Genomic DNA, 22,109 nt, shown 5'->3' on the forward strand with positions numbered 1-22,109 from the left:
TGGCGTTCGGCGTCGGTGCACGGCACATCCGTGCACCGACGCGACCGGAGAAAGCGCGATACCGAATATGGAGCCACTGGCTCGGCCACTGCGACGACGAAACCGGTCGGCGAGATGGCCGCGCAGGGGAGCGAACTCGATGAATAAGGTGAAGGATGACTACCATGACCGATCCGGCTGGCGACTCGATTGAGAACTGGTTCCTGTTGATGGATCCCTCCTGGCGTCCGACCTCGGAGAACGAGCCACCGCCGATCGAGTCCGTCGTCGGCCTCTGGCCGGTGGAGGACGAGGGAAAACCCGGCAAATTCCGGGCCAACCCGGAGTACGTTCCGGCCGACGAAAACTCGCCGTCGGATCCTCTGGACGCGGTGCTGCGGCTGGTCCTGCAAGGACGTGCTGAGGCCGAGCACATCCAGTTGCTCCTGCGCGACTCGCTCTTCGACATCGCGATGAACGGCGACGGGCGTCCGTTGATCACGAAGTCGCCCGATGACATCAGGTGCGTCGTCGTGGCGACCGGTGAACCGCACCGACGGCGGATCGTGTCGCCCGACTGGCGGCGGATCGACCTCAGTGAGCTGATCGAGCTGCTCCCCGAAGAAGTAGATGTGCTGTTCAACCCTGCAGGCCCGGCGGCTGTGCGGCTCAACGGTGAGTTCATGCATGAGTCGCTGATGATGGAAGACGAGCAGGTGGCCGAGCTCTATGCGAACAGCGCCCGGGGCACGTCAGCGCTCCGGGTGACCACCTGGGAGCCAGGAGCGACGTCGAAACCCGGCACCAAGGCGACCGGATCCGGGGCGTAACTGAGCCACCCTTCCGGCCTGGCTGCAAGGAGGTTTGGATAGCTTTGATTGCCCGTTCATGCCGGTACCTGGCCGGCGGTATCACGTCGTGGTTACGATCTAGGTCGACGGGCGTTTAAGGCGGCCGTGGTGGCTTTCTAGGATGAATGAGGTGGCGGAATGTCTCCCGTGCTCACGGGCAAGGTGCTTCGATTCGACGATGTCCGCGGATACGGATTCGTGGCGCCGGACGATGGAAATGAAGACTTCTTCCTTCACGTCAACGACCTCGAGTGCGACAAGCGACTGATCGTGCCGGGCGTGCGTGTCCGGTTCGCTGCCGAAGAGGGCGACCGCGGTCTCAAAGCGTCGCGGGTGAACCTGGCCGAGCAGCAGGCCGAGGCGCCGCCTGCTGTCGCTCAACCTGCTGGGGTCGTGTACGAGGACGAGATGGCGTGCGACGTTCTCACAGCACAAGAACTGCGTGATGAGCTCACCGAGGCCCTGTTGACCTGCGTGCCAGGTCTGACCGGGCAGCAGATCCTCGCGGTGCGGGCGGGAATCGTCGAGCTGGCTCGCAAGTACTGCTGGATCGACGAATAGGGGTCCGTGCCGTTGGGTCTCGGCAGGCGAAAGATGAGGGGATGGTGCTGTGTACACGGCGCGGGCGACTCCTGACGAGGCGCTGGAACTGCGGAGCCTCGAATCCGAAATCACCGACATCCGGCGGTACATCCTCAGTCATCCGTCATCGTCGAATTCCGAAGAACTGTGGATGCAGCTGATCTGGAGTGATCTGTTGCTTGAGCGGTGGTCAGCCATCGGCAGAAGCAACGGGAAATGCGTATCGGCCGGGCGCGGCAGCAGGTACGTGGATGCGGGGCTCGGCCGTTCGGTTCGGGTTTTGCCGAACGCGGTCGAGCCCATCACGCTGGCCGGTCTGGGCGCCTGCTTGCAGGCAGCGCCCGGGCTGGTTGTTGTACCGAATTCGGGGAAACTGCGCCCTCGGGTCGATGTGTGCGTGCACGCGACCGACCAGGTGGACGCGGATTTCATGCAACTACTACAGGTTTCGGCACGACGGTTCGACGCGCCGGCCGTTCTGGTGACGAATCGGATCGAAAGAACCGACCTTGATGTCCTTGCCAGCTGCCGTGTGGCCGCTGTGCTCCCGCGGGTGGCGGCTTCGAGCGGCAGGCTGGGCGACACCGTTCGTGCCGTCGGGGCCGCGCGCTGTGTTCCAGGGCCGGATCTGCTGGCAGGCCTGCGGCAGCACGCCTGAATTTGCAACTGCCGGGGCCTCAAGGGCAAAGGTGTTCCCCATCCTTCTCTCAAGAATTGACGTTCAGACGCTCAAAAAGAAGAGTCGCGTTGCCAGCGCAACTCGATTGCGCCTGTTGAGCGTTTCAGGGAGTGATTGCTTCGGAATCCCACACTGGCCTGCCCCGTGGTCGGCAGGCTCGAGTCGACGTGCCCGATTCTTCGCCGGGGGGAAGCGCCTTTGGGGCATTGCGGGGGACGACATGCATCCGGGTGCTGCTGTTCGAGCACGAAGTGTCGCAAGGGGACGACGTGCAGAGTCGTCTGGCTGCCATGGGCGCGTTCGTGCAGTCCGTCCTCCTTCCGGCGAGCGAAGCCGCCGAGGTCAGCGGGGCCACCTTTCCCTGTGATGTCGCCGTCGTGCGCTCCGAAGACTCCGACGGGGCGGCTGTCGAGGCGGTGAATAGGTTACATGAGCGGGGATGGCCAAGGGTCATCGTCGTGGGTACGAATACCGGCCCGGCCGCCGTGGCCGACGCGATTGCGGCGGGAGCACGGGGGTACGTCGGCCTCGCGCCACCTTCGTTGGTTGTTCTGGCACCGGCTGACAACGACGTTGAGCCCGTCGAAACATCGTCGATCGTCTTTGTTGACGGTAAGGAGTGCCAGCTTTCGACTCGGGAGATCGGTGTCCTGGAGCACGTGGCCGACGGGAAGACCAACAAGGAGATCGGCCCAGCACTCGGTATTTCCGCTCTTACGGTGAAGAGTCACCTCGCGCGGATCGGTAAGAAGCTGGGTACCGGTGACCGGGCGCGGATGGTGCTGCTCGCTCTCCGATCCGGATGCATCCGGTGAGCATTCATCGCGACGAAGTATTGAGGAGAAGGCCAAACGCGTCGTGTTCGTGGGTTAGTTTAGGCCGGTGGCGCATGGTCGGGTCTATCCCATGATCGGTGTTTCCGGCGTTGTTGATCAGTAGGTTTCGGCTCCCGGCCAGCGGTCACCGAACGTGATGGCGAAGGCGTTGATCACTGGTTTCCAGCGCATCGTCCATCGGGCGCGGCCTGTGCCGGTGGGGTCCAGGCTGCGGGTCACAAGGTACAGGCACTTCATCGCGGCCTGCTCGGTCGGGAAATGTCCACGCGCGCGAATCGCCCGCCGATAGCGGGCGTTCAGCGACTCGATCGCGTTCGTGGAACAGATCATCGTCCGGATCTCGACGTCGTAGTCGAGAAACGGCGTGAACTCGTCCCAAGCGTTGCGCCACAAACGAATCACTGCTCCATGCTTCGCACCCCATTTCTCTTCGAATTCGTCGAGAGCGGCCACTGCGGCATCCGGGCTCGGTGCGGTGTAGATGGGTTTGATATCGCGTTTCACCGCGTCCCAGTCCCGGCGGGACACGAGCCGGAAGGTGTGGGGTCGACCCGCAGCGCGGTGCCGGTGTTGCCACCGGTCCGTTTCTGCGGGCCGCCCGCCGAACCCGGCGTGCCCGTCTCCGTGCACCGGGCTCTCCACGAGTGCCGTTGTTATGCCTTCCGGGCCATCCACGGGTTCGGGATCCTCGTGCCCCGGAATCGGTAACGCTGGATGCTCACCGTTGCGGGCTGGAAGAGTCGAACTCCGTTGCTGGTGGGCCACCACTGGCCGGGGCCGTAGTAGTGGCGGATGATCCACTTCGCGTTCCGGTTTGGGTGCTTGTTGCGTAGCCAGCGCCAAACTCTCCACCACAGATGGTGGTTCAGAGCGCCGAACGCCCGGCTGGAAGCACCATGTCGAAAGTAGATGGCCCAGCCGCGAGTTATCTGTCCTAAACGGACGAACAACTTGTTCGCGGCAAGGCTGGTTGTCTGCCGACCGGTGGCTGTGGTGACCTTCCGCCGAATCGCCGCCAGGGACTTCTTCGATGGATAGGTGTAGATCAGTCGCCGGTCGCTCCCTTTCTGCCGGTGTCGCTGGATGCGAAACCCGAGAAAATCGAAGCCCTCGTCGATGCCGGTGACCCGGGTTTTGTCAGGCGCCAGCCGCAACCCGACTTGCCCGAGTACCGTTTCGATCTCGTCGTAGAGGCTCTCGGCGTGCTGCCGGGTGCCAAAGACCATCACCACGAAGTCGTCCGCGTAACGGACCAGGCGATAGGTCGCGGCTCCACGCCGGGTGGCTCGCCAGCGTTGGGTCTGGGTGCCCATCGCCTCCCACCGGGCGCGGAAATGCTCGTCGAGAACACTCAGCGCGAGATTGGCCAGCAGCGGCGAAAGAATGCCGCCCTGGGGAGTGCCAGTGGTGGTGTCCCGGAAGTCGCGCAACTCATCCAGCAGGCCCGCCTTCAGGAATGCCTTGATCAGCGCCAAGACACGCCGGTCTCCGACCCGGCCCCGCAGCCGGTCCATCAGGGCCGGATGCGAGATTTCGTCGAAGCAGGCGGCGATGTCACCCTCTAAGACCTGCTCATAGCCGCGTGCGGCATAGAAACGGATCTCCTCGATGGCGTCTTGGCATCGGCGTTGCGGGCGGAACCCGTAACTAGACGTGTCGAAGTCGGCTTCCAAGATAGGTTCCAGCACCAGTTTCAGGGACGCCTGGACGACGCGATCGCGCACTGTCGGGATCCCCAGGCGGCGGGTTTTACCGATTGCCTTGGGAATCTGTGCGGTGCGCACCGGGGTTGGCCGAAACGTTCGATCCTTCAACGAGGACCGCAGTTCGGTCAGGAACCCCGTCACGCCGCGACCGCTGTTCTCGATCGACCACGCGGTGGCCCCGTCGATCCCAGCTGTCCTGGCGCCCTTGTTCTCCCGGACCCTGGTCCACGCCATGACGAGGAACGCCGGGTCCGCCACGAGATTGAACAGATCATCAAAGCGACGGCCCCGGTCGGCCGTCGCCCAACGGTGCAGTTTGGTCTGAATCTCCAGTACCCGCTCTCGCACCAGCAAAGGGCGGTCGAGCAGAGCGCCGATATTCACTGGCGCGTCTTCCGGCATGACAGCATCCTTCCCGCTCACATCGCTGCCGCCCTTCGCCATGTGACCGGCTTTCCCGGCCTCGGACTACTACGGCGGCTCCGCCCCGTCCCGGCCCGATCGGCCGGCAGCGGACCCAGCCCCGCGCCACCACATAGGACACGCGGTCGCGCGAGGCGGAACCGGGACGGTTCCCGTGTTCACCTGTTACCGATCAACGAGTTAGGCGCCCAGCTATACCCCGGCGGCCCTCGGGATTACGCCGCAGACTTTCATCCCGAGCTGTCACAACCGACGGTTTCGATCATGACGGACGCTCCCATCGAAACAGTGAGAACGCGCACCGCGTCCCGGCCCTGATCCACCAGGTTCGAGCCGGTTCTTGCTAACGAGGCTTCACCGCTGGTTCCTCACGTACACCTTCTCGTCTCGCTCGCCGAACCCGCACCATCCGGTGGTACTGGCACGTCCCGGCTTTGTCAGGGCCGCTTCCACCCTCCCCGTCGCTCCACGAGTCAGGCTGCCCTCAGCTTCACCGAACCGCTGCGACGGCCCAGCGTCGAAGGTCTCCCACCCCCGATCGAAATAACAGGCGCCTCACGGCGCACGTTGCGAATCAAGTGCACGATGCAGGTCTGCACGACAGTTTGCGGCCACACGTTCATCACGACGTCGGGCAGACCTTTGAGCCCGTCGCAGACGAGGAAGAACACGTCCCGCACGCCCCGATTCTTCAGGTCGATCAGCACGCTCATCCAGAACTTCGCCCCCTCGCCGCCGACGCCCATCCACAAGCCCAGGACGTCCTTGTGACCGTCCACGGTGACGCCGATCGCGGCATAGACGGGCCGGTTGGCGACCTGCCCGTGGCGGACCTTGACCTGGATCGCGTCGATGAACACGGCCACGTAGACCGAATCCAGTGGACGGCCGGCCCAGTCGTTCATTTCGGCGACGACCTTGTCGGTGATCCGCGAGATCGTTTCTTTGCTGACCGAGGACCCGGATATTTCGGCGAAATGCGCCGAGATATCGCCAGTCGTCATTCCCTTCGCATACAACGACAACACGATCTCATCCACCTCGGTAAGACGGCGTTGCCGTTTCTTCACGATCTGTGGCTCGAACGTGCTCTCCCGATCCCGAGGCACGTTGATCCCGACCTCGCCCGCAGCGTCCGAAACCACCGTTTTCGGCCGAGTGCCGTTCCGGACATTCGTCGAGTCACGGTCCGGCTCCGCCTGGTTCTTCTCATGCCCGAGGTGCTCGGTCATCTCCTCGTTCAGCGCGGTTTCCAGCACGTTCTTGGTGAACAGCTTCAGCAAGCCATCCGGGCTGGTCAACGCCAGCCCCCGCGCCTTCGCTTCGGCCACCATCGCCGCCGCAGCAGCCTGCTCCGGCGACAGCTCCCGCGCCGGCTTGGACTCACTCTTGCGTGGACTCACAAGGTCCGATGTCATCACTCACAGTGCCCATCCCGCCGGACCTCGGCCCGGCGTGTCGGGCCGGAAACACCGATCTTGGAACAGTCCCGCATGGTCAGGCGCTGGCGTCGTGAGTGCCTTCGGATTTTGACCAGAATTGCTGCGCACGACCCGGCTCTGTCATGATTTCCGTGTAAGCCACGGATGATTTGTTCTCTGATTCTAGTGGAGTGGCAGTCGGTCTGGAAAGAGTGCGGTGAGGGTGTTTAGTGCTTGTTTCCAGCCTCGGGTTCCGGTACCTGATGGTCCTCCGCGGTGGCTGGTGATGTTCCGGAGTCCGAGGTAGAGGAGTTTTATGGCGGCGGCGTCGCTGTCGAAGTGACCGCGGTTCTTGGTGAGTTTCCGGAGCTGGAAGTTGATGTTCTCGATCAGGTTTGTCGTGTAGACAACTCGGCGCAGCTCGGCTGGATAGTCCAGGAATGGGGTGAATTCGTTCCATGCGTGCTGCCAGACTTGGACTGCGGCGGGGTATTGGGTGCCGAATTCTTTGGCGAAGTTCTTGAGTGCGATCTCGGCGGCCTCGAGCGTGGGTGCGGTGTAAATGGATCGCATTCCGGCGGCGACTTTCTTGCGGTCACCGTAGGAGACGAACCGCATCGCGTTTTCTGATCACGTGGACCACGCACGTTTGGACCACGGTGTTGGGAAAGACGCCGCGGATCGCGTCAGGCAGTCCGGGCAGACCGTCGCAGCAGGCGATCAGGATGTTCCGCAGGCCCCGATTGCGCAGGTCAGTGACGACCTTGGCTCAGAACTTCGCGGCTTCGCTGTCGGCGATCCATAAGCCGAGGGCATGCTTACGACCTTCGACGTCCACGCCGACGGCCAGGTGGCGACCTTCGTGGTCACCACGCCCTTGTCCTTGATCCGCAGGCGGATGCCGTCGACGTAAGAGAATCGGGTAGACCTCGTCCAGCGGACGCGTCTGCCACAGTGCGATCTCGTCGGCAACCACCTCGGTGACGTTGGAAATCAGTTCCCGTGAGGCGTTCACGCCATAAACTTCATAAAGGTGTGATTCAATATCGCGGGTCGTCATGCCACGGGAATGCAGCGACAGGATCACCTCGTCGATATTACCCAGCCTGCGTGCGCGTTTCGGCACGATCGCCGGTTCGAACGAACCGTTCCGGTCGCGCGGCACCGCCAGCTCGACCAGCCCATTCGAGGTCGACACAGTTTTCGGGGACCTGCCGTTCCGGGATTCCCGGACCCGCTTCCGGCAGGGTCTCCTTTCTCGTATCCGAAACGATGGGTCATTTCCGCGTCCAGCGCCCGCTCGAGCACCGCCTTGGTCATCTCGTTCAGCAATTCGTGCGCACCCAGCGACCCGCCATGCGCATACGCGTCCTTCACCAACGCATCAAGCGTTTCCGGTGACAACACGCGAGCGAGTGCCTCGCCGGCCGCGGGACCCGTAGCCCGATCAGGCGATGTGTTCTCGGTCACAGATAGAGCCTTTCTGGGCCACGTCCAACGACCTGAACCTGGTCCATCCATGGCTTACACGGTGGTCATGACAAGGCCTCGTTCCACTGTGGCCTCCCTATCCATCCCAGCACCAGGAATCAGGAGTGACCCGCCCGACATGAGGGGAGGGTCCACGTCGCGATCCGACCCCTATCCATCAAGTTTGAGTCGGCGCGCTTCTTGACGAGTGTTACAACAGTGGTTTCTCGCGTAGGCCTTTCCGTGTCGCTTGCCGGACCCGAGACATTCGACAGTGCTGACCCGTCCCGGTTTTGTCAGGGCTGCGCACGCCCGGCTAAGCGCAGCCACCTTCAACCAGGAAAGATGGTCTCTCCCGCACGACGGCTCGGCCAACTACTCGCTTCGCATGATCTGTTAGCACGACTGCGTGTCCGCGGCGTCTCCAACTATGCGACCGCTGAAGGTCGTGTTACGGAACAGATGGTTCGCCGCTACAAGGAAATCGCGGAGGGCGAAACACCTGGTTTCGTCGAATCGCTTTCGTTGATCAGGATCGCTGGCATATCCTGGCCGCGTCAGGTCGCCGCCAATGAGACGACGACGTGGCAGGCCTGGCCAAGTTGGCTCAAGCGATCGATTCACGACGGAGGAGTCGTGCCCTGCAGCTTTGCCATGGCGGGCCACAGCGAACCCCGGCTGACGACCGGCGTCATTGGAACCCGTCGGCGTGCGGCCGCGGCGATTCAGTTTCCCCAATGGACGGGCCGAGATAGCGCAAGTAGCCGCCGCCTTCGCGCAGGCGGCGAGACGAACGCAAGCGGCGGGGTTTGATTTTCCGAGATCCACGCCGTGCGTGGATATCTTCTGTCTGACTTCGCTACGCCCGAAGAAGTGTACGCCGCGACGAATACGGTGGCACGGTCGGTCGGACCGCAGCGACTACCGCTGGAAGTGGTACGCGGCGTGGGCGGCAACGAACGGCCGGTAGCCCGTGGTCGTGCAGATCAAGAGCATGTCTTTTACCCTCGAGTGCGGTCATGACGCCACCGTCGAAGGATTAATCGTCGGCGTTGATTGGGGTTCGATTATGCCCGCGAAAGGCGAGTACCACCGCAGCTGCTACCACCAGGTGCATCAGCATGAGGCCGACAACGTTCACGATGGTCGCTCCCTGGTTGAGCAGCAGGACGTCAGGGATCCAGGAAAGCACAGTGGCTGGCACGACCACGCGCAGCGTCCGACGAGACATACGTTTCGCGATCAGCGTCCAGCCGAAGGCTCCCGCTAGGACACCGATCAAAGTAAGAGACAGGAAGGCGATGGGGGCAAGTCCCGTCTTAGTGCCCTGCGCATCGAGTAAGCTTGCGGCGATGGCGACAAGCGCATTCACCGCCATCGCCGCCACCGTGGCCAAGCCCAGCCGCATCGGGACGGAGCGGAGCGCGGTCGGATGCGGCTGGGCTTGGCCACGGTCCGCCGGAGCAGGAAGTACACTTTGTCGTTGCGTGGATCTCATAGTCCAGGTACCTCTCTTCGTCACCGATGGACTTCTTTGTGATGTTCGCACGTGAGGCGAGAAATCGATGCTGCTTTCAGGGCAGTCCGGCTGGATGAAAATCTCGATCTGCGTCATCTGCCCGGCTTTGCCCGTTTGCAGGTCGGTCTTGCCCGTTCGGCGATCTGGAAAGAGCCTGCGGCTGGATTATGTCCGGTGACTTGTGCGGGCAGTCGGAGCAAGCTTGTCGGCTAGCCTGTAGCCAACCCCATGAACTGTGACTATCATGTCGGGGCGCCCGACTTTGGCCCGAAGTGCTCCGACCTGGACATTGAGTGCGCGGCCAGCCCCTGGCCATGTTTTTCCCCATATTCCGCTGATCAATCGTTCGCGTTGGCAGACGGCTCCTTGTGCGGTGACGATCAATTCGAGCAGTCGGAACTCTTTGCCAGTGAGCGCCACGGCCACCTCGCCGACGACTACCTCGCGGCGCGAGAAGTCGATCAACACGTCGTCGATCCGGAATTGTTCCGGCGGTGCGCGCAGCTGGGTATGGTGTCGCCGACGCAAGATGGCCTCCATTCGCGCAATCAGCTCCTCAACGTTGAATGGTTTCACCAGGTAATCGTCCGCGCCGGATCTTAGCCCCGCCACGCGGTAGGAAGTCTCTCCTCTGGCGGAGACGATGACAATTGGGGTGTCGTATCCTTTTCGGATCGAACGGCATAAATCGAAGCCGTTCATGTCGGGAAGACCCAGGTCGAGTAAGATCACGTCAGAGAGGCCCAAATGCGCGAGTGCTTCACGGCCCTTGGTAACCCAGTGGACCAAGATGTCGTGCCGTGCCAGTGCAACCCGGAGAGCGGACGCGAGCCGGGTATCGTCTTCCACGAGTAAGACTCGCACTCGTCACCCTCCATGCTGTGTCGACCTGATCAAGGATGCTTTACTTTATGCTGGCGAAACAACGCGATCGAGCCTCCTCTGCCCTTTGGCTCCGTCTTTCTGACCGTTCACACCTAGGCTTATGGCCGCAGGCGGTCTTCATGTACTTGTAACACGGGCAAGGGCATGGGACTGAAAAGCGGAACGAATAGGCTTGAGCAACACTATCCGCCCTTCCGGTGTTTCTGTGTGTTGCAACGCCTGAAATGTCGGTTTGCGATCGGTTCGGCGCCGGTGGCCGGTAACAAGTATGGGGTGAAGCCATCGCCGTGGTTGTGAACGCCGCGCCCCCCCGTTTGGGTGAAGCTGCGCCCGGAGGTGACAGTTGTATGCGGGAGCCGGACCCGTGCGTGGCTAAGGTGGACTTCCGCTAGCCAAGACGCGACCGGGGGTGACATGCGAGAACCGGAGATATCCGAGGACGTGGCGAAAATCCGCCGAGCCCTGGACCTGGCGCGCACGGAACGCGCGCGGCTCGGTCGCCTTGGGCGGTGGAGTGAAGCTGACCAAGCGGTTTTGGCTACCCTCAATGATGTGCTCGCGGGGGCTTCGAGGAGCATCATCGGACCGGACCTCGGCGGGCTGGTTTATGTCGCGGGCAGCCCCCGGCCTGGAGATGTCCGCCCCCGGGGGAACTGGGGCCCCGTGCCGTACCATCGCTTGCACGCAACTTGTGCGATGCTGCTGGTTACGCGAGGTCGAGATCCACAAACCGTAACTGAACTGGCCCAGCGAGCCCTCGAAGACTTCGATTGGCGTGATCTGGGGAGTTTCTGGTACGCCGTGCTATCTCTCGTTTACGCGGACGAATTGGAAGAGGCACAGGGCCTTCTCGATCGCGCGATGGCGCGATCGGGCTGGTCTGGAACTCATCCTCACAGTTCGGCTCTTACGGTGCTCCGTGCGCGAGTCGCGGCCCTTGGAGGTGAACCGCGGGTGGCCTGGGAATTGCTCGACGGCGCCCTTCGTCAGGGTGTAGTCAGGCAGTTCACAGAGGTCGCGATCGCTTGGGGATCGGCTGCCTTGCTGGATCTCGGAGAACTTGAACGCGCCGACGGGTTCTTGCTCAAGCACGGTTTCGGCGAAAGCCTGGACGGTGTATTCGACCGCGCGGAGGTATTGGCCGCCCGTGGTGCCGTGCGAGAGGCCACCGGACGGTCACAGTTGGCGTACGAGGACTTCACCAGTTGCGGACGTGAGCTTGCCGCCTGGGGGGTCACGAATCCCGCCGTGATCCCTTGGCGGTCGTCGGCGGCATTGTGCGCCGCAGCGACTGATCGGCGCAGCCTCGCTCTGTCACTCGTGGACGAGGAGCTCTTCCACGCGCAGCAGTGGGGAACTGCGCATGGTGTGGGGGCCGCACTTCGAGCCGTTGCCTTGGTGTCCGAAGAGGGACGAGACATCAAGTTGTTCGAAGAAGCGATCGGATACTTGGCGCGTAGCCACGCTCGGGGTGCTTTGCTGCGGGCTCAATACGAGCTGGGTGTTAGACTGAGTCTAAGAGCCCGATATCAGGACGCCCATGCCGCTCTGACGGCCGCGCGGGCGACCGCAGAGTCGATGAACAGCGACGTCTGGGTGCGCCAGATAGACGAAGCTATACGCAGGTGGGGCGAGTCGGGGACCGACGGCAAGTTGACCGCCCAAGAACTCAAGGTCCTGAACTTCGCCAGGGCCGGCCTCGCGAACAAGGCGATCGCCGCTCGGCTGAGCCTGGGCACCGGCACGGTGGAATTCCACCTGTCAAACGTGTACCGCAAGCTTGGGATAACCGGTCGCAGTGAGTTGCCCGCGCTCATGATGCCCGTCTGGTGAACGGAAGCTCGAGATCGGAGTGGTCGCGAGTGGTAATGACGGTTCTAATCATCACCACCACTCACGACCCCCGGCGTCGGTGACGCCATCTTTGCCTTACCTTTCAACCACTTCGATACGCCGAGCGGCTATCTCCACGCGGCTGCGTGGCGGCCGATGCGCTCAGCGGTACAGAGCTATCTCGGCCAGACTCCACCAGTTACCCGCTGAAGCCGTGGTGGCGATCCGTAGGTATCGCGCTTGTGCAAGACGGACATCGATGACCGTCAGCTGGCCGGCGCCGGCGCCTCCAGCAAGCGGGTGCCAGTCGGCACCGTTGTCGCTGACGTAGACGTCGCAGTGGCGGGCGTAGTCGCCGAGATCGCCGCCGCTGTCCAAGGTCAGGCGCCGGAAAATCTGTGGCCGACCTAGGTCGATATCGATGTACTGACCCGGTTGCTGCGGCTGCTCGGTGGTCCAGCGAGTGGAGGCGTCGTCGTCGATCGCGGTCGCCGCTGGAGCGTGCGCCGGCATTCCGGTCGCGGTTGCTGCCGTGAGGGGGATGTACTCGAGCTTGTTCTCGAGCGCTTTGCTCGGCGGCCATAAGAAAGTAGCCAGTGCGCCTCCTGGCAGTGAGTACTCGAAGGTCTGGTCACCAGAGGTGACGGCGAAGCTGCGCGGATCGTCGTTCTCGTTGTGGACGATCACGGCGGTCGAGCCGTCAGGGTTTCGGAACGCGACGTCCATGATCTGGCCGTTCCAGCCGGTGGTACCGAAGGATGTACTGGCGATCCGGCGTGCTCCAGGTCGGACGAACTTGGCCATGTGCCCGATCGTGTAGTACTCGGCGCCGGGGGTCACGGTTCCGTCAGATCGCACGGTGATCAGGCCGGTGCAGGTGGCACAGCCGCCGTTGTGCGGACCGCCGGTGTGGTCCAAGGCGATATTCCAGTTGACGGCTGAACGCGCCCAATTCCGCGTAGCGCCTAGGATAACGTTGCGTGAGTGCCAAGCCAGCGTGTCGCGAAACACCTTCTCGGGCGGTTCACCGAGGCTGCTCGAACCGGAGCATTCGGTGAACCAGATACCCTTGTCCGGGAATTCGGTGTGGAGTGCGCTCTGAGCGCTCGGGTCACCGTAATAGCAGTGGAACGCCGTGCCATCGATCCATTTCGCGGCCGGGCTTCGCAGTACCTCGTACGGGTAGTCCGTTTCGGGTGGCGAACCCGGCGGTGTGGTGGCGATGTCGTCAGGATGGGTGGCCCAGTTGTGGTCGTAGGCGAGAATGCGCGTGCCTGGACTGGCTCGTCGTAGCTTGGGCCCGAGTGCTTCGATCACCCGCACTTGCTGGGCAACGGGCATATCGGTGCCCGGGTAGGCATCCGGAGCGCGATTCTGAGGTTCGTTCTGCACGGACAGAAAGTCGATCGGCACATCGGACGCGGCGTACGCGCGGACGAACTCGACCAGATAGCGGGCGTACGCGTCGTAGACGGAGGTGTCGTCCTTGAGCCTTCCTCCTACGAGCGAACCGGTGGTCTTCATCCAGGCGGGAGGGCTCCACGGGGTGCCCATGATCTTGAGTTCCGGGTTGAGCCGCTTTGCTTCCCGCAACAGGGGCAGGGGCGCCAGCCGATCGTGTGAAATGTCGAAATTGTGGAGGGGAAAGTCGGTCTGACCTGCGGGCATGTCATCGTAGGTGTAATGCTCGGACGCCGCGGTGAAGTCGGACGACCCGATCGGCTGGCGCAGGAAGCTGACACCAATCCCTGTGATGGGATCGAACAGCCGACGCATGGTGTCATCCCGCACGTTCGGCGCTAGCTTCTGCAGGGCAGCGGCCGCAGAGTCGGTAAGAGAGGCGCCGAAGCCGTCGATCGGCTGATAGGTGCGCCGCGAGTCGACGACGATCGTCGGCTGATCTGACGGTTTGGCGCCGAAGGTGACACTTGGGCGTTCGGTGAGCAGTTCGGTGCGGTCAGGCGTGGTAACCCACACTCGCGCTGAGACTGTCGCAGGTGATGACCAGACTTCCGGTGAGGTCGGAGGCGCACACCCCGAGGAGGCCAGTACCGCCGAGACCAGTGCGATGTGCAGCGCGACTTTCATCGATGTCCTTTCCGAACCGAGCCGAGCATCGCGAGAGGAACGTAGTCGGCGAGTGCTTGTTGACCGGCCATGTTGACGTGGATCCCGTCGCCGACGTCGTAGCCTGGGGCGATGCTGTTGGGCTTGAGCGGGTCTTTGAGAACCTGGTCGAAGTCGACGACGCCGTCACAGGTTCCAGCGCAACTATTCCACTGCTTGACGAACGTGCTCGTCGTGTATCGATCCTTGTTGTTCTGGTCGGAGTAGCCTGGGCGTGGCGTGATCGGTGTGACGTACACAGCGATGCCCGCTGCGTGCAGCCGCTCGAACGCTCGCCGGTAGCTGTCGAGAATGGGCGCCGCAGTGCAGCCAGACGCGAGGTCGTTCGTGCCGTAGTAGAAGATTACGTCGGTGACCCCATGCAGGGCGAGAACGTCGCGTTCGATGCGTGTGTTGGCGTCCAAGCCGCGGAACGCCGTCGGCGTCTGCGGGCAGTCGGCGGCGCTGGTCGTCCCGGCGATACCCGCGTTAGCCACGGCTAATTGCTTTGTGGGCGGGAGTTCCGCAGTGATTCGCCGGGCGAGAGCGTCGGTCCAACGCCGGTTGACTGGCTTAACCCCGCACCCAGGATTACAAATGGTGCTGCCCGTACCGTCGACGACGGAACTACCGTACGGCACGATTGTGCCCCGCAATGCCAGGTTGTGCACATCGACTGCGCTGACGAGGTAGGTCGCGGTCACTTTTTCGGTGAACGCACTCCCGGACGTGTCTGCGGTGTGGTCCGCCGCGCCGGGAGGGGTGAGGTAATTATTCCGCAACGCGTTGTCGTGCTGTCCGGGAACGACGCTGCCGGAGGCATACATGCTGACAGCCAGGTCCTCGTCAGGGCGGGTGACCAGTTCGGCCGGGTCGCTCCAGATGTCTTCGCCGGGAGGGACGGTCACTGAACGGCGGCCACCGAAGGTGACCGACCGTACGCCGGTCACGCCGGCCTGCCCGTCGCTGTGCCCGATGGTGGTCCGATCGACTACGAGCGGTGTGCTGCCGAAGGTGTTCTGAATCCGAATACGAACCGCGTCACCGCCTTGGCTCAGATGAGTGACAACGCGGACTGATTGATCTTTCAACGTCACCGAAGCCAGACGTTGCTGCGAAGCGGCCCACGATGTGAACCAGCCGCGTGCGTGAAGACCGACACCCGGTGACGAGCCGACGATCGAAACGGTAAGAAGCACTGAGGCTATCATGACGACGGCCGGGCGTCCGGAGTATCGCATGGGACTCCTGATAGGGATGGGTGCCGACCGGAGTCGGAGCGTGGACTAAGGAAGTCCGTGTGGCTTGTTCGCCGCAGGCCGGATCGGTGTGTTTCTGCTAGGCCGCAGACGGGCAGTGATCCGAACGCGTCGCCAATAAGTCCGATTACCGCCCGCCCGATCATCGGCAAATGCGCCTCCAGATGCGTGGTCCGTCTTCAGGCAGCAATGGATCTACGATGACGATGACAGGGCGGTTGCGGTCGTGGTGGGCGTCTCGGCGGCGAAGTTGCGGGTAATCCCTCAAGAACCGGTTCCGTTTGTCGCGGGCGCTTTGCCGTCGGATCGCTGAACCCGAGGCTCTCGACGATATGCCAGGACTCGCCTGTGCCTGCGGGACACTCCAGGGGATCTGCTCGCATTCTCAGCCGTGGCACGTGATGGTGGATCAAGAGCTCGCGAGGTCGCCGCCCTGGCTCGCAGTGGCTCTGATCCCCGCCAGTACGACATCTGTGATGCGCTCTGCTTCAAGGCGGCTGAACGTCAAGTCGGCACGGTTGCGGTAGAGGTGCACCGGCCCGGATATCATATGGGTGAAGAAGAGTGGATCGACAGGCGGCAGTTCACCCCGCAACGTGGCCCGTTCGAGCCGACTGCGGAGCGTGGCAAGGCGCCGGTCGAACACGCCGCGAATGGTCGAGGTGACCTCCTCGTATTCGCGGCTTTGTACTGCGTTTACGAGGGCGCGACCGAAGGGAGTCTCCAGCTCGGCGGCCAGTGCCAGTAGGAAGTCCGCGACGTCCGTGCGCAAGTCGCCGGTGTCGGCCAGTGGGATCTGCTGGTCGGCGTGCCGACTCAGTGCCTCGATCACGAGGTCGTTCCGGTCGGGCCAGTTGCGGTAGACGCTCGTCTTGTGTACACCCGCCCGATCGGCCACTTCTTCGTATTTGAAGGCCGAGACACCATCGCGTGCGAGCAGTTCGACCGTCGCGGTGAGTATCTTTGCGCGTACCCGCGCTGTACGGCCGCCCGGGCGCTTGGCCTGGGTCATCGACGACTCTTTGAGGCGGTGCTACTTCCGCTTTCCGAACCCTCGGATGGACTCACCTCGTGATGCTACAAGGTGTCGCCTTAGGGTGAGGTAGGGGGTACGTTGGAAGCCCCAACCCCTACGCAGGTGCGTGCGACTGCTGGCTACAGCCGCACACGGAATAGCAGGACGCCGCGAGTACTCGTCGCACTTTCCGGCGAGAGGGATCATCGGTTGACGTCCATGGGACGCGAGCGCAGATGTCGGACGGATGGGGCCCTGACTGTGCAAGCCGGCGTGGAGGAGGCGGCGGTCACTCGTCTGCTGGGATTACTGAAATGGAACAACGACACTCCATGGTTTCCCTCTCGATTGGATGGAAAACAGGACGTGACCCCTCCCAGCGGGTGACCGTCGGAGTGTTGAGTATTCGCGTATGCGAACGTTCGGCTGCGAATGCCCGCCCAGAGGCTATCGGTCGGTTGCGCGCTTTTGCTGGCCTCTGTTCAACTCGCTTCCGGTCGCAGGCCGGCGGCCACGTGGTCGACCCGGCCGCCGTAGGCCATTCAAGTGGCAATCGTGGCAGCTCGGTAGCGGAGTACCGGGGGTGGTCGCCCTCTACAGCCTTCAGTACTTCGGGCAGGAAGTGTCGATAGTCGGGCAAGGGTTGCCTGTAGAGGGTTCCATGGGGGTTATCAAGGAGGCTCCTGAGGTCTGTGGCGTTTGGCCGCACAGGAAGGCTGCTGGAGAGCGAAGCGGTGGTGCGAAGGCAAGTGGCTGCGGCCCACCTTGACGATCGAGAGCTAAGTTGGGGTCGGAGTCGCCATCAACTCGACCGATGGGCGAGTTCGTCGGCACCGGCCCGGCGGCGTCGCTCAGCTTGCAGAGCCGAGGTCGCTGCAATCGGCAGCCCACCCGGTGGGAGACCTCGCGATGGCGTCGGCCGGTGTCAGACGGCCGCGAAACGACGAAGGCGGGACGCATTATCAGAGCCTGCTACCGGCCACGGAGGTCAGTAACCCCATTTCGATGAGTTATCGACTGGATTGCTCTTTGTCGTTTCAGCGATGGCCTGGGCAAGGCTGGCGAGAACTTCGGGTTCGTCTGGTTTGTATGGAGGTAGGTTGGCATGGGTGATGCCGATCGAGATTTTCGGATCGATTTGCTGGGTGAGGTGCGGGTTAGTTTGGCAGGTCGCGAAGCGATGGTGGGGCCACCTCGGCAGCGCGCGGTGTTGGCGATTCTGGCGTTGCGAGTCAATCAGACGGTGTCGCGAGCGGAGTTGATCGACGGAGTGTGGGGTGAGTCGACTCCTGCGTCGGTGGAAGGGAGCGTGCACACCTACATTCACGGATTGCGGCGAGTGCTGTCACCTCTTGGCGGTGATGTCCTGATCCGCTCGGGCGGGGGGTATCGCTTGGTGGTGAATTCCGATGCGGTGGACGTGATGGTGGTGGAGTCACGGGTGCGGCGGGCGCGAGAGTTGGTATCGGCGGGGGACAAGGCTGCCGCGGCGGCCCTGTTGGGGGAGTGCCTGGGGTTGTGGCGGGGAGTGCCCCTGTTCGGCCTGCCAGGGCCACTTGCGGAGGTGGAGCGGGTGCGGCTGACCGAGTTGCGGACCGAGGTGGTGGAGGAACGGGCGGAGCTACTGTTGACGTTGGGCCGGCATCGTGCGGTGGTGGGTGAACTGGTGGAAGCCGTACGGGCGGAGCCGTTTCGTGAGCGGCTGCGCGGGTTGTTGATGCTCGCGTTGTACCGGAGTGGTCGGCGCGCGGACGCGCTGGCCGAATTCGATGCTGCGCGCCGGTTGTTCGCTGAGGAGTTGGGGCTGGACCTGAGCGGGGAACTTGCCGATCTGCAGATGCGGATACTGCGTTCGGAACCGGATTTGGTGTTGGAAACGGGGCCCGCGGTGGAGGTGCCGGCGCAGCTTCCGCGCGAGGTGCCGGGTTTCGTGGGGCGTATGGGTGAATTGGAGCAATTGGCTCGCTGGCGGGTGCCGGAGGGGCAAGGCAACGGCGCGTTGGTCATCTCGGCGTTAGACGGGGTGGGAGGCGTGGGGAAGACATCGTTGGCGGTTCGATTCGCTCGTGAGGTGGCGGAAAATTACCCGGATGGTCAGTTGTATGTCAACTTGCGAGGATTTGATCCACATCGAGTACCGTTGTCGGCGGAAGAGGCGATAGGGCAGTTGTTGTGGTCCCTTGGGGCAACGAGCCGACGGTATGAGATGGATGCGCAGGTGGTCTTGTATCGGACCCTGCTGGCGGACAAGCGGATGTTGATTCTCCTGGACAACGCCGTTTCAGTGGAGCAGGTTAGGGAGTTGTTGCCGGGAGAGTCCCGGAGTTTGGTATTGGTGACCAGCCGGAACCGGTTGACCGGGTTGGTGGTGCGCGATGGGGCGCGGCGGCTGACGTTGGGTGCCTTATCGGAAGAGGAGGCATTGGATTTGCTACGAGTGGCGGTGGGACGGCGACGGATAGATGCTGAGCCGGTCGCGGCGGCTGCGTTGGCTCGGCTGTGCGGATTTCTGCCGTTGGCACTGCGGATCGCGGCGGAGAAGGTATCGTCGGATCCGGCGGCGGGTCTCGGTGATCTGGTAGCCGCGCTGACAGCTGAGCGGAATCGGTTGGATGTGTTGGCTGCCGATGACGACGAGATGTCGTCCGTCCGAGGAGTGTTTTCCTGGTCCTATAATTCGTTAGAGACCAGTGCGGCACGCGCATTCCGGCTGCTGGGGGCCGTGCCGGGGCAGGATGTCGCCGTCGAGGCTATCGCGGCGCTGATTGACCAGCCAGTGAGTGAGACTGCCGTGTTATTGGCTGCGTTGACTGAGCAGAACCTCTTGGAATGCCACGACGGCCGTTATCGGTTTCATGACCTTGTCCGAGTTTATGCCACCGATCTGGTCGATCGAGACGAGCTCGCCGAGGAGCGAACAGCTGCACTTCGCAGGTTCTTGATCTGGTACCTGCACGCTATTCGGCGCAGTCATAGCTTGTTCGTACCTAATTTCCCCGTGTTTGCTGCAGCGGTCCCGGATACCCGACATGACCCGGTAGTGTTCGATACGCGTGAGTCGGCTTACGCTTGGTACAAGACCGAGGCTCCGAATATCCTGCCGCTCGCACAATGCGCGGCCGAGTTGGGAGAGCACAACATAGCGTGGCAGCTGGCTTGGTACATGTACAACTATTACTACTCGACCGGGCTGCTCAACGAGTGGATAGAGTTGTTGAACATCGGGCTCGAGTCTGCAGAATTGACTCACCTTCCCGAACCGCAGGCGCGAATTCTGACGATTCTCGGTGTCGCACACTCTCGTATCGGCCAGAACAAGGTCGCTGTTCGTCATCTGGAACGGGGACTATCGCTGGCCCGGGAGATAGGGAACCAAGACCTGCAGATCGCGTTACTGGCGAATCTTGCATCGACGTTGAGGGAAATGAAGCGGTACGACGAAGGAATCCGCCATGCGCAAGAGGCTGTCGAACTCGCGATGGTGCACGGAACAGAGTTTCGAAAAGCATCGTGCCTGGACTCCTTGTGTGAGCTTTACGTCGAGTCTGGGCGGCCGGAGGAAGCGCTCAGGTGCGGGGCGATCGGTCTGCGGGCAGCCAAGGCGAGCGACACTCGGTTGACCGAGATAAACATTCTCGTCAACATGGCACATGCTCGCCGCGATCTCGGTGACGTGGCGATAGCGCTGCACGACTACAAGGTGGTCTTGGAACTCTGCTCCGTGCTCGACGACCGCTATCACGAAGCTCTGGCTTTGCTGGGCATCGCTGAACTCGACCGCCGAGCCTCTCGGCTCGATAGTGCTCGGGAGCACGCGCAACGCGCTCTGGATATCCTTGTACGGCTCAACGGAGAAGAATCAGGTGTGGCCCGAGCCTTTCTAGTAACGTTGGATGAGGTGGCCTAACACTGCAACGACAGTTAGGTTAGTGGGTGGCCGCAGCGTTTGTAGTGGCTGAGCCGGGCTTGGTGTTGTCGTCGGCGCCGGAAACGAGACCAGGCCCAGATGTGGTCGACGGCGTCGGCGACACGCAACACCAGTTTGGCGAGCAGGCGCCGGATCTCCGGTAGCGTAAATCCGATCATGTCTGCCTCGGTGGCGCCGGTTCCCCTTTTATGACAAGGGATCGTGAGACGGCGAGCCAGGCATGAGCGAGCATCGACAGCGTGATGTGGGCATACCATGCCCGCCGGGCCTGTCAAGTTTTCTGTGTAAGTGATCGAAATGGGGTTCTATTTGATGTAGTGGGCGATGCGTTCCGGGAAGGTCATGACGAGGGAGCCGAGGGCTTTCTTCCAGCCTTGGATGGTGGCGCCTTCGACGAGTTTGGCGGGGGCGCGGCGTTCGGCTGGTGGCAGGCCTTTCTCCTTGGCTCGTTGACGTGCTCGTTTGTCCTCGATGTCCCGGATCGCCAGCCAGAGCAGTTTGATGATCGCGTCGTCGTTGGGGAAGTGACCCCGGTTCTTGATGACCTTGCGGAGTAGGTAGTTCAGGGACTCGATCGCGTTGGTGGTGTAGATGATCTTGCGGACCTCCGGGGTGAACTCGAGGAACGGTATGAACCGTTCCCATGCGTTTTCCCAGGTCATGACCGCCGCGGGGTAGCGGTTTCCGAGGTCGGACGCGGCGAACGCGTCGAGCTCGAGGCGGGCGGCGTCGGCGGTGGGCGCGGTGTAGATCGGTTTCAGTGCGGCGGCGATCTTCCTGCGGTCGGTGTAGGACACAAACCGCATCGCCGCGCGGATCAGGTGGACGGTGCAGGTCTGCACGGTGGTCTGCGACCAGGTCGCCTCGATGGCCTCGGGAAATCCGGTGAGCCCGTCGCAGCACACGATCAGCACGTCCCGGATTCCGCGATTGCGTAGCTCGGCGCAGACCCCGGCCCAGAACTTCGCCCCTTCGGTGGCCTGGACCCAGATCCCCAGCACGTGCTTCACGCCGTCAAGATCGACACTGACGGCGATGTGAGCGGCCTTGTTGCGCACGGCGTGGCCGTCGCGGACCTTCACGACCAGGGCGTCGAGGTAGATGATCGGGTAGATCTCGTCCAGCGGCCGCGATTGCCAGGCCTTGACCTCGTCGAGCACCGCGTCGGTGATCTTCGAGATCGTGTCGTGGGAGAGCTCCGTGCCCAGCGTCCGGGCCAGATGGTGGCTGATATCGCGGACCGTCATGCCACCGGCATAGAGCGAGATGATCATCTCGTCCAGGCCGCCGGCCCGGCGTGAGCCCTTCGGGACCAGCCGGGGCTCGAACGAGCCCGCCCGGTCCCGAGGAGTGGCCAGATCCACGTCACCGACCTCGGTGGACACCGTTTTCGGCGTCGATCCGTTACGGGAGTTACCGACCAGCCGACCGGCAGGATCACCCTTCTCATACCCCAAATGACCCGTCAGCTCGGCCTGCAAACCACGCTCCAGGACAGCTTTCACCAGCTCAGGCAGCAACCCGCCCTCCCCGGTCAACGCCACACCATCATCCACTTTGGACATCAGATGATCAAGAAGGCCGGCATCCACCATGTCGTTGACCGCCCGCCTGGCC

General features: G+C 62.7%; 16 protein-coding genes and 2 pseudogenes. 6 read left to right on the forward strand and 12 right to left on the reverse strand.

Features of this window, described 5'->3' with window-relative positions; all coding sequences use genetic code 11:
• Positions 1 to 164 precede the first annotated feature (164 nt).
• The 4 genes from BLW75_RS34935 (at position 165) to BLW75_RS34950 (ending at position 2,906) form a co-directional block, all read left to right on the forward strand.
• Positions 165 to 809 (forward strand): type VII secretion system-associated protein, encoded by a 645-nt coding sequence (locus tag BLW75_RS34935; protein ID WP_395766763.1) that lies wholly within the window; start codon positions 165 to 167, stop codon positions 807 to 809.
• 159 nt (positions 810 to 968) lie between these two features.
• Positions 969 to 1,391, forward strand: a complete 423-nt coding sequence (locus BLW75_RS34940) for a cold-shock protein (protein WP_167373553.1) — start codon at positions 969 to 971, stop codon at positions 1,389 to 1,391.
• A 49-nt stretch (positions 1,392 to 1,440) separates the two neighbouring features.
• The gene (locus tag BLW75_RS34945; RefSeq protein WP_091599046.1) at positions 1,441 to 2,070 is read left to right on the forward strand and encodes a hypothetical protein; all 630 of its coding nucleotides are present in this window, start codon (positions 1,441 to 1,443) and stop codon (positions 2,068 to 2,070) included.
• A gap of 251 nt (positions 2,071 to 2,321) precedes the next feature.
• Positions 2,322 to 2,906 (forward strand): helix-turn-helix transcriptional regulator, encoded by a 585-nt coding sequence (locus BLW75_RS34950; RefSeq protein ID WP_167373555.1) that lies wholly within the window; start codon positions 2,322 to 2,324, stop codon positions 2,904 to 2,906.
• A gap of 117 nt (positions 2,907 to 3,023) precedes the next feature.
• Here BLW75_RS34950 and BLW75_RS34955 read toward each other — a convergent pair.
• The 8 genes and pseudogenes from BLW75_RS34955 to BLW75_RS34980 form a co-directional block, all read right to left on the reverse strand.
• Positions 3,024 to 3,470: pseudogene (locus tag BLW75_RS34955) on the reverse strand (transposase); the annotation flags it as partial.
• Positions 3,471 to 3,580: 110 nt separating this feature from the next.
• The gene (gene ltrA, locus BLW75_RS34960; RefSeq protein ID WP_091600057.1) at positions 3,581 to 5,035 is read right to left on the reverse strand and encodes a group II intron reverse transcriptase/maturase; all 1,455 of its coding nucleotides are present in this window, start codon (positions 5,033 to 5,035) and stop codon (positions 3,581 to 3,583) included.
• Positions 5,036 to 5,607: 572 nt separating this feature from the next.
• Positions 5,608 to 6,474: pseudogene (locus BLW75_RS34965) on the reverse strand (IS256 family transposase); the annotation flags it as partial.
• Between the two features lie 186 nt (positions 6,475 to 6,660).
• Positions 6,661 to 7,095 carry a transposase gene (locus tag BLW75_RS43740; protein WP_244175792.1) on the reverse strand — a complete coding sequence of 145 codons (435 nt, stop codon included), beginning with the start codon at positions 7,093 to 7,095 and terminating at the stop codon, positions 6,661 to 6,663.
• Entirely contained in the window at positions 7,073 to 7,228 is a 156-nt protein-coding gene (locus tag BLW75_RS43745; RefSeq protein ID WP_341865846.1) for a transposase, read from the reverse strand. Before BLW75_RS43745 ends, BLW75_RS43740 begins: the two co-directional genes overlap by 23 nt.
• 18 nt (positions 7,229 to 7,246) lie before the next feature.
• Positions 7,247 to 7,675 (reverse strand): transposase, encoded by a 429-nt coding sequence (locus BLW75_RS43750; RefSeq protein WP_244175793.1) that lies wholly within the window; start codon positions 7,673 to 7,675, stop codon positions 7,247 to 7,249.
• A 1,311-nt stretch (positions 7,676 to 8,986) separates the two neighbouring features.
• Positions 8,987 to 9,562 (reverse strand): DUF6069 family protein, encoded by a 576-nt coding sequence (locus BLW75_RS43755; RefSeq protein WP_241784221.1) that lies wholly within the window; start codon positions 9,560 to 9,562, stop codon positions 8,987 to 8,989.
• Positions 9,563 to 9,631: 69 nt separating this feature from the next.
• The gene (locus BLW75_RS34980) at positions 9,632 to 10,315 is read right to left on the reverse strand and encodes a response regulator transcription factor (RefSeq protein WP_338400021.1); all 684 of its coding nucleotides are present in this window, start codon (positions 10,313 to 10,315) and stop codon (positions 9,632 to 9,634) included.
• 990 nt (positions 10,316 to 11,305) lie between these two features.
• On the opposite strand from BLW75_RS34980, the gene BLW75_RS43760 reads away from it, so the two are divergent.
• Positions 11,306 to 12,184: a helix-turn-helix transcriptional regulator gene (locus BLW75_RS43760; RefSeq protein WP_241784219.1), complete on the forward strand. Its 879-nt coding sequence runs from the start codon at positions 11,306 to 11,308 to the stop codon at positions 12,182 to 12,184.
• Between the two features lie 162 nt (positions 12,185 to 12,346).
• Here BLW75_RS43760 and BLW75_RS34990 read toward each other — a convergent pair whose 3' ends face one another.
• The 3 genes from BLW75_RS34990 to BLW75_RS35000 form a co-directional block, all read right to left on the reverse strand.
• The gene (locus BLW75_RS34990) at positions 12,347 to 14,272 is read right to left on the reverse strand and encodes a discoidin domain-containing protein (protein WP_034324689.1); all 1,926 of its coding nucleotides are present in this window, start codon (positions 14,270 to 14,272) and stop codon (positions 12,347 to 12,349) included.
• Positions 14,269 to 15,489: a GDSL-type esterase/lipase family protein gene (locus BLW75_RS34995; protein WP_241784217.1), complete on the reverse strand. Its 1,221-nt coding sequence runs from the start codon at positions 15,487 to 15,489 to the stop codon at positions 14,269 to 14,271. Before BLW75_RS34995 ends, BLW75_RS34990 begins: the two co-directional genes overlap by 4 nt.
• Before the next feature lie 469 nt (positions 15,490 to 15,958).
• Positions 15,959 to 16,561: a TetR/AcrR family transcriptional regulator gene (locus tag BLW75_RS35000; protein ID WP_034324684.1), complete on the reverse strand. Its 603-nt coding sequence runs from the start codon at positions 16,559 to 16,561 to the stop codon at positions 15,959 to 15,961.
• A gap of 1,108 nt (positions 16,562 to 17,669) precedes the next feature.
• Between BLW75_RS35000 and BLW75_RS35005 the strand changes: the two genes are divergently transcribed.
• Positions 17,670 to 20,471: an AfsR/SARP family transcriptional regulator gene (locus BLW75_RS35005; protein WP_091599055.1), complete on the forward strand. Its 2,802-nt coding sequence runs from the start codon at positions 17,670 to 17,672 to the stop codon at positions 20,469 to 20,471.
• A 326-nt stretch (positions 20,472 to 20,797) separates the two neighbouring features.
• Here BLW75_RS35005 and BLW75_RS35010 read toward each other — a convergent pair whose 3' ends face one another.
• Complete coding sequence (locus tag BLW75_RS35010) at positions 20,798 to 22,087, reverse strand: IS256 family transposase (protein WP_143055442.1); 1,290 nt, start codon at positions 22,085 to 22,087, stop codon at positions 20,798 to 20,800.
• Between the last annotated feature and the right edge of the window lie 22 nt (positions 22,088 to 22,109).

This window comes from Amycolatopsis lurida (genome assembly GCF_900105055.1).
Lineage (GTDB): Bacteria > Actinomycetota > Actinomycetes > Mycobacteriales > Pseudonocardiaceae > Amycolatopsis > Amycolatopsis lurida.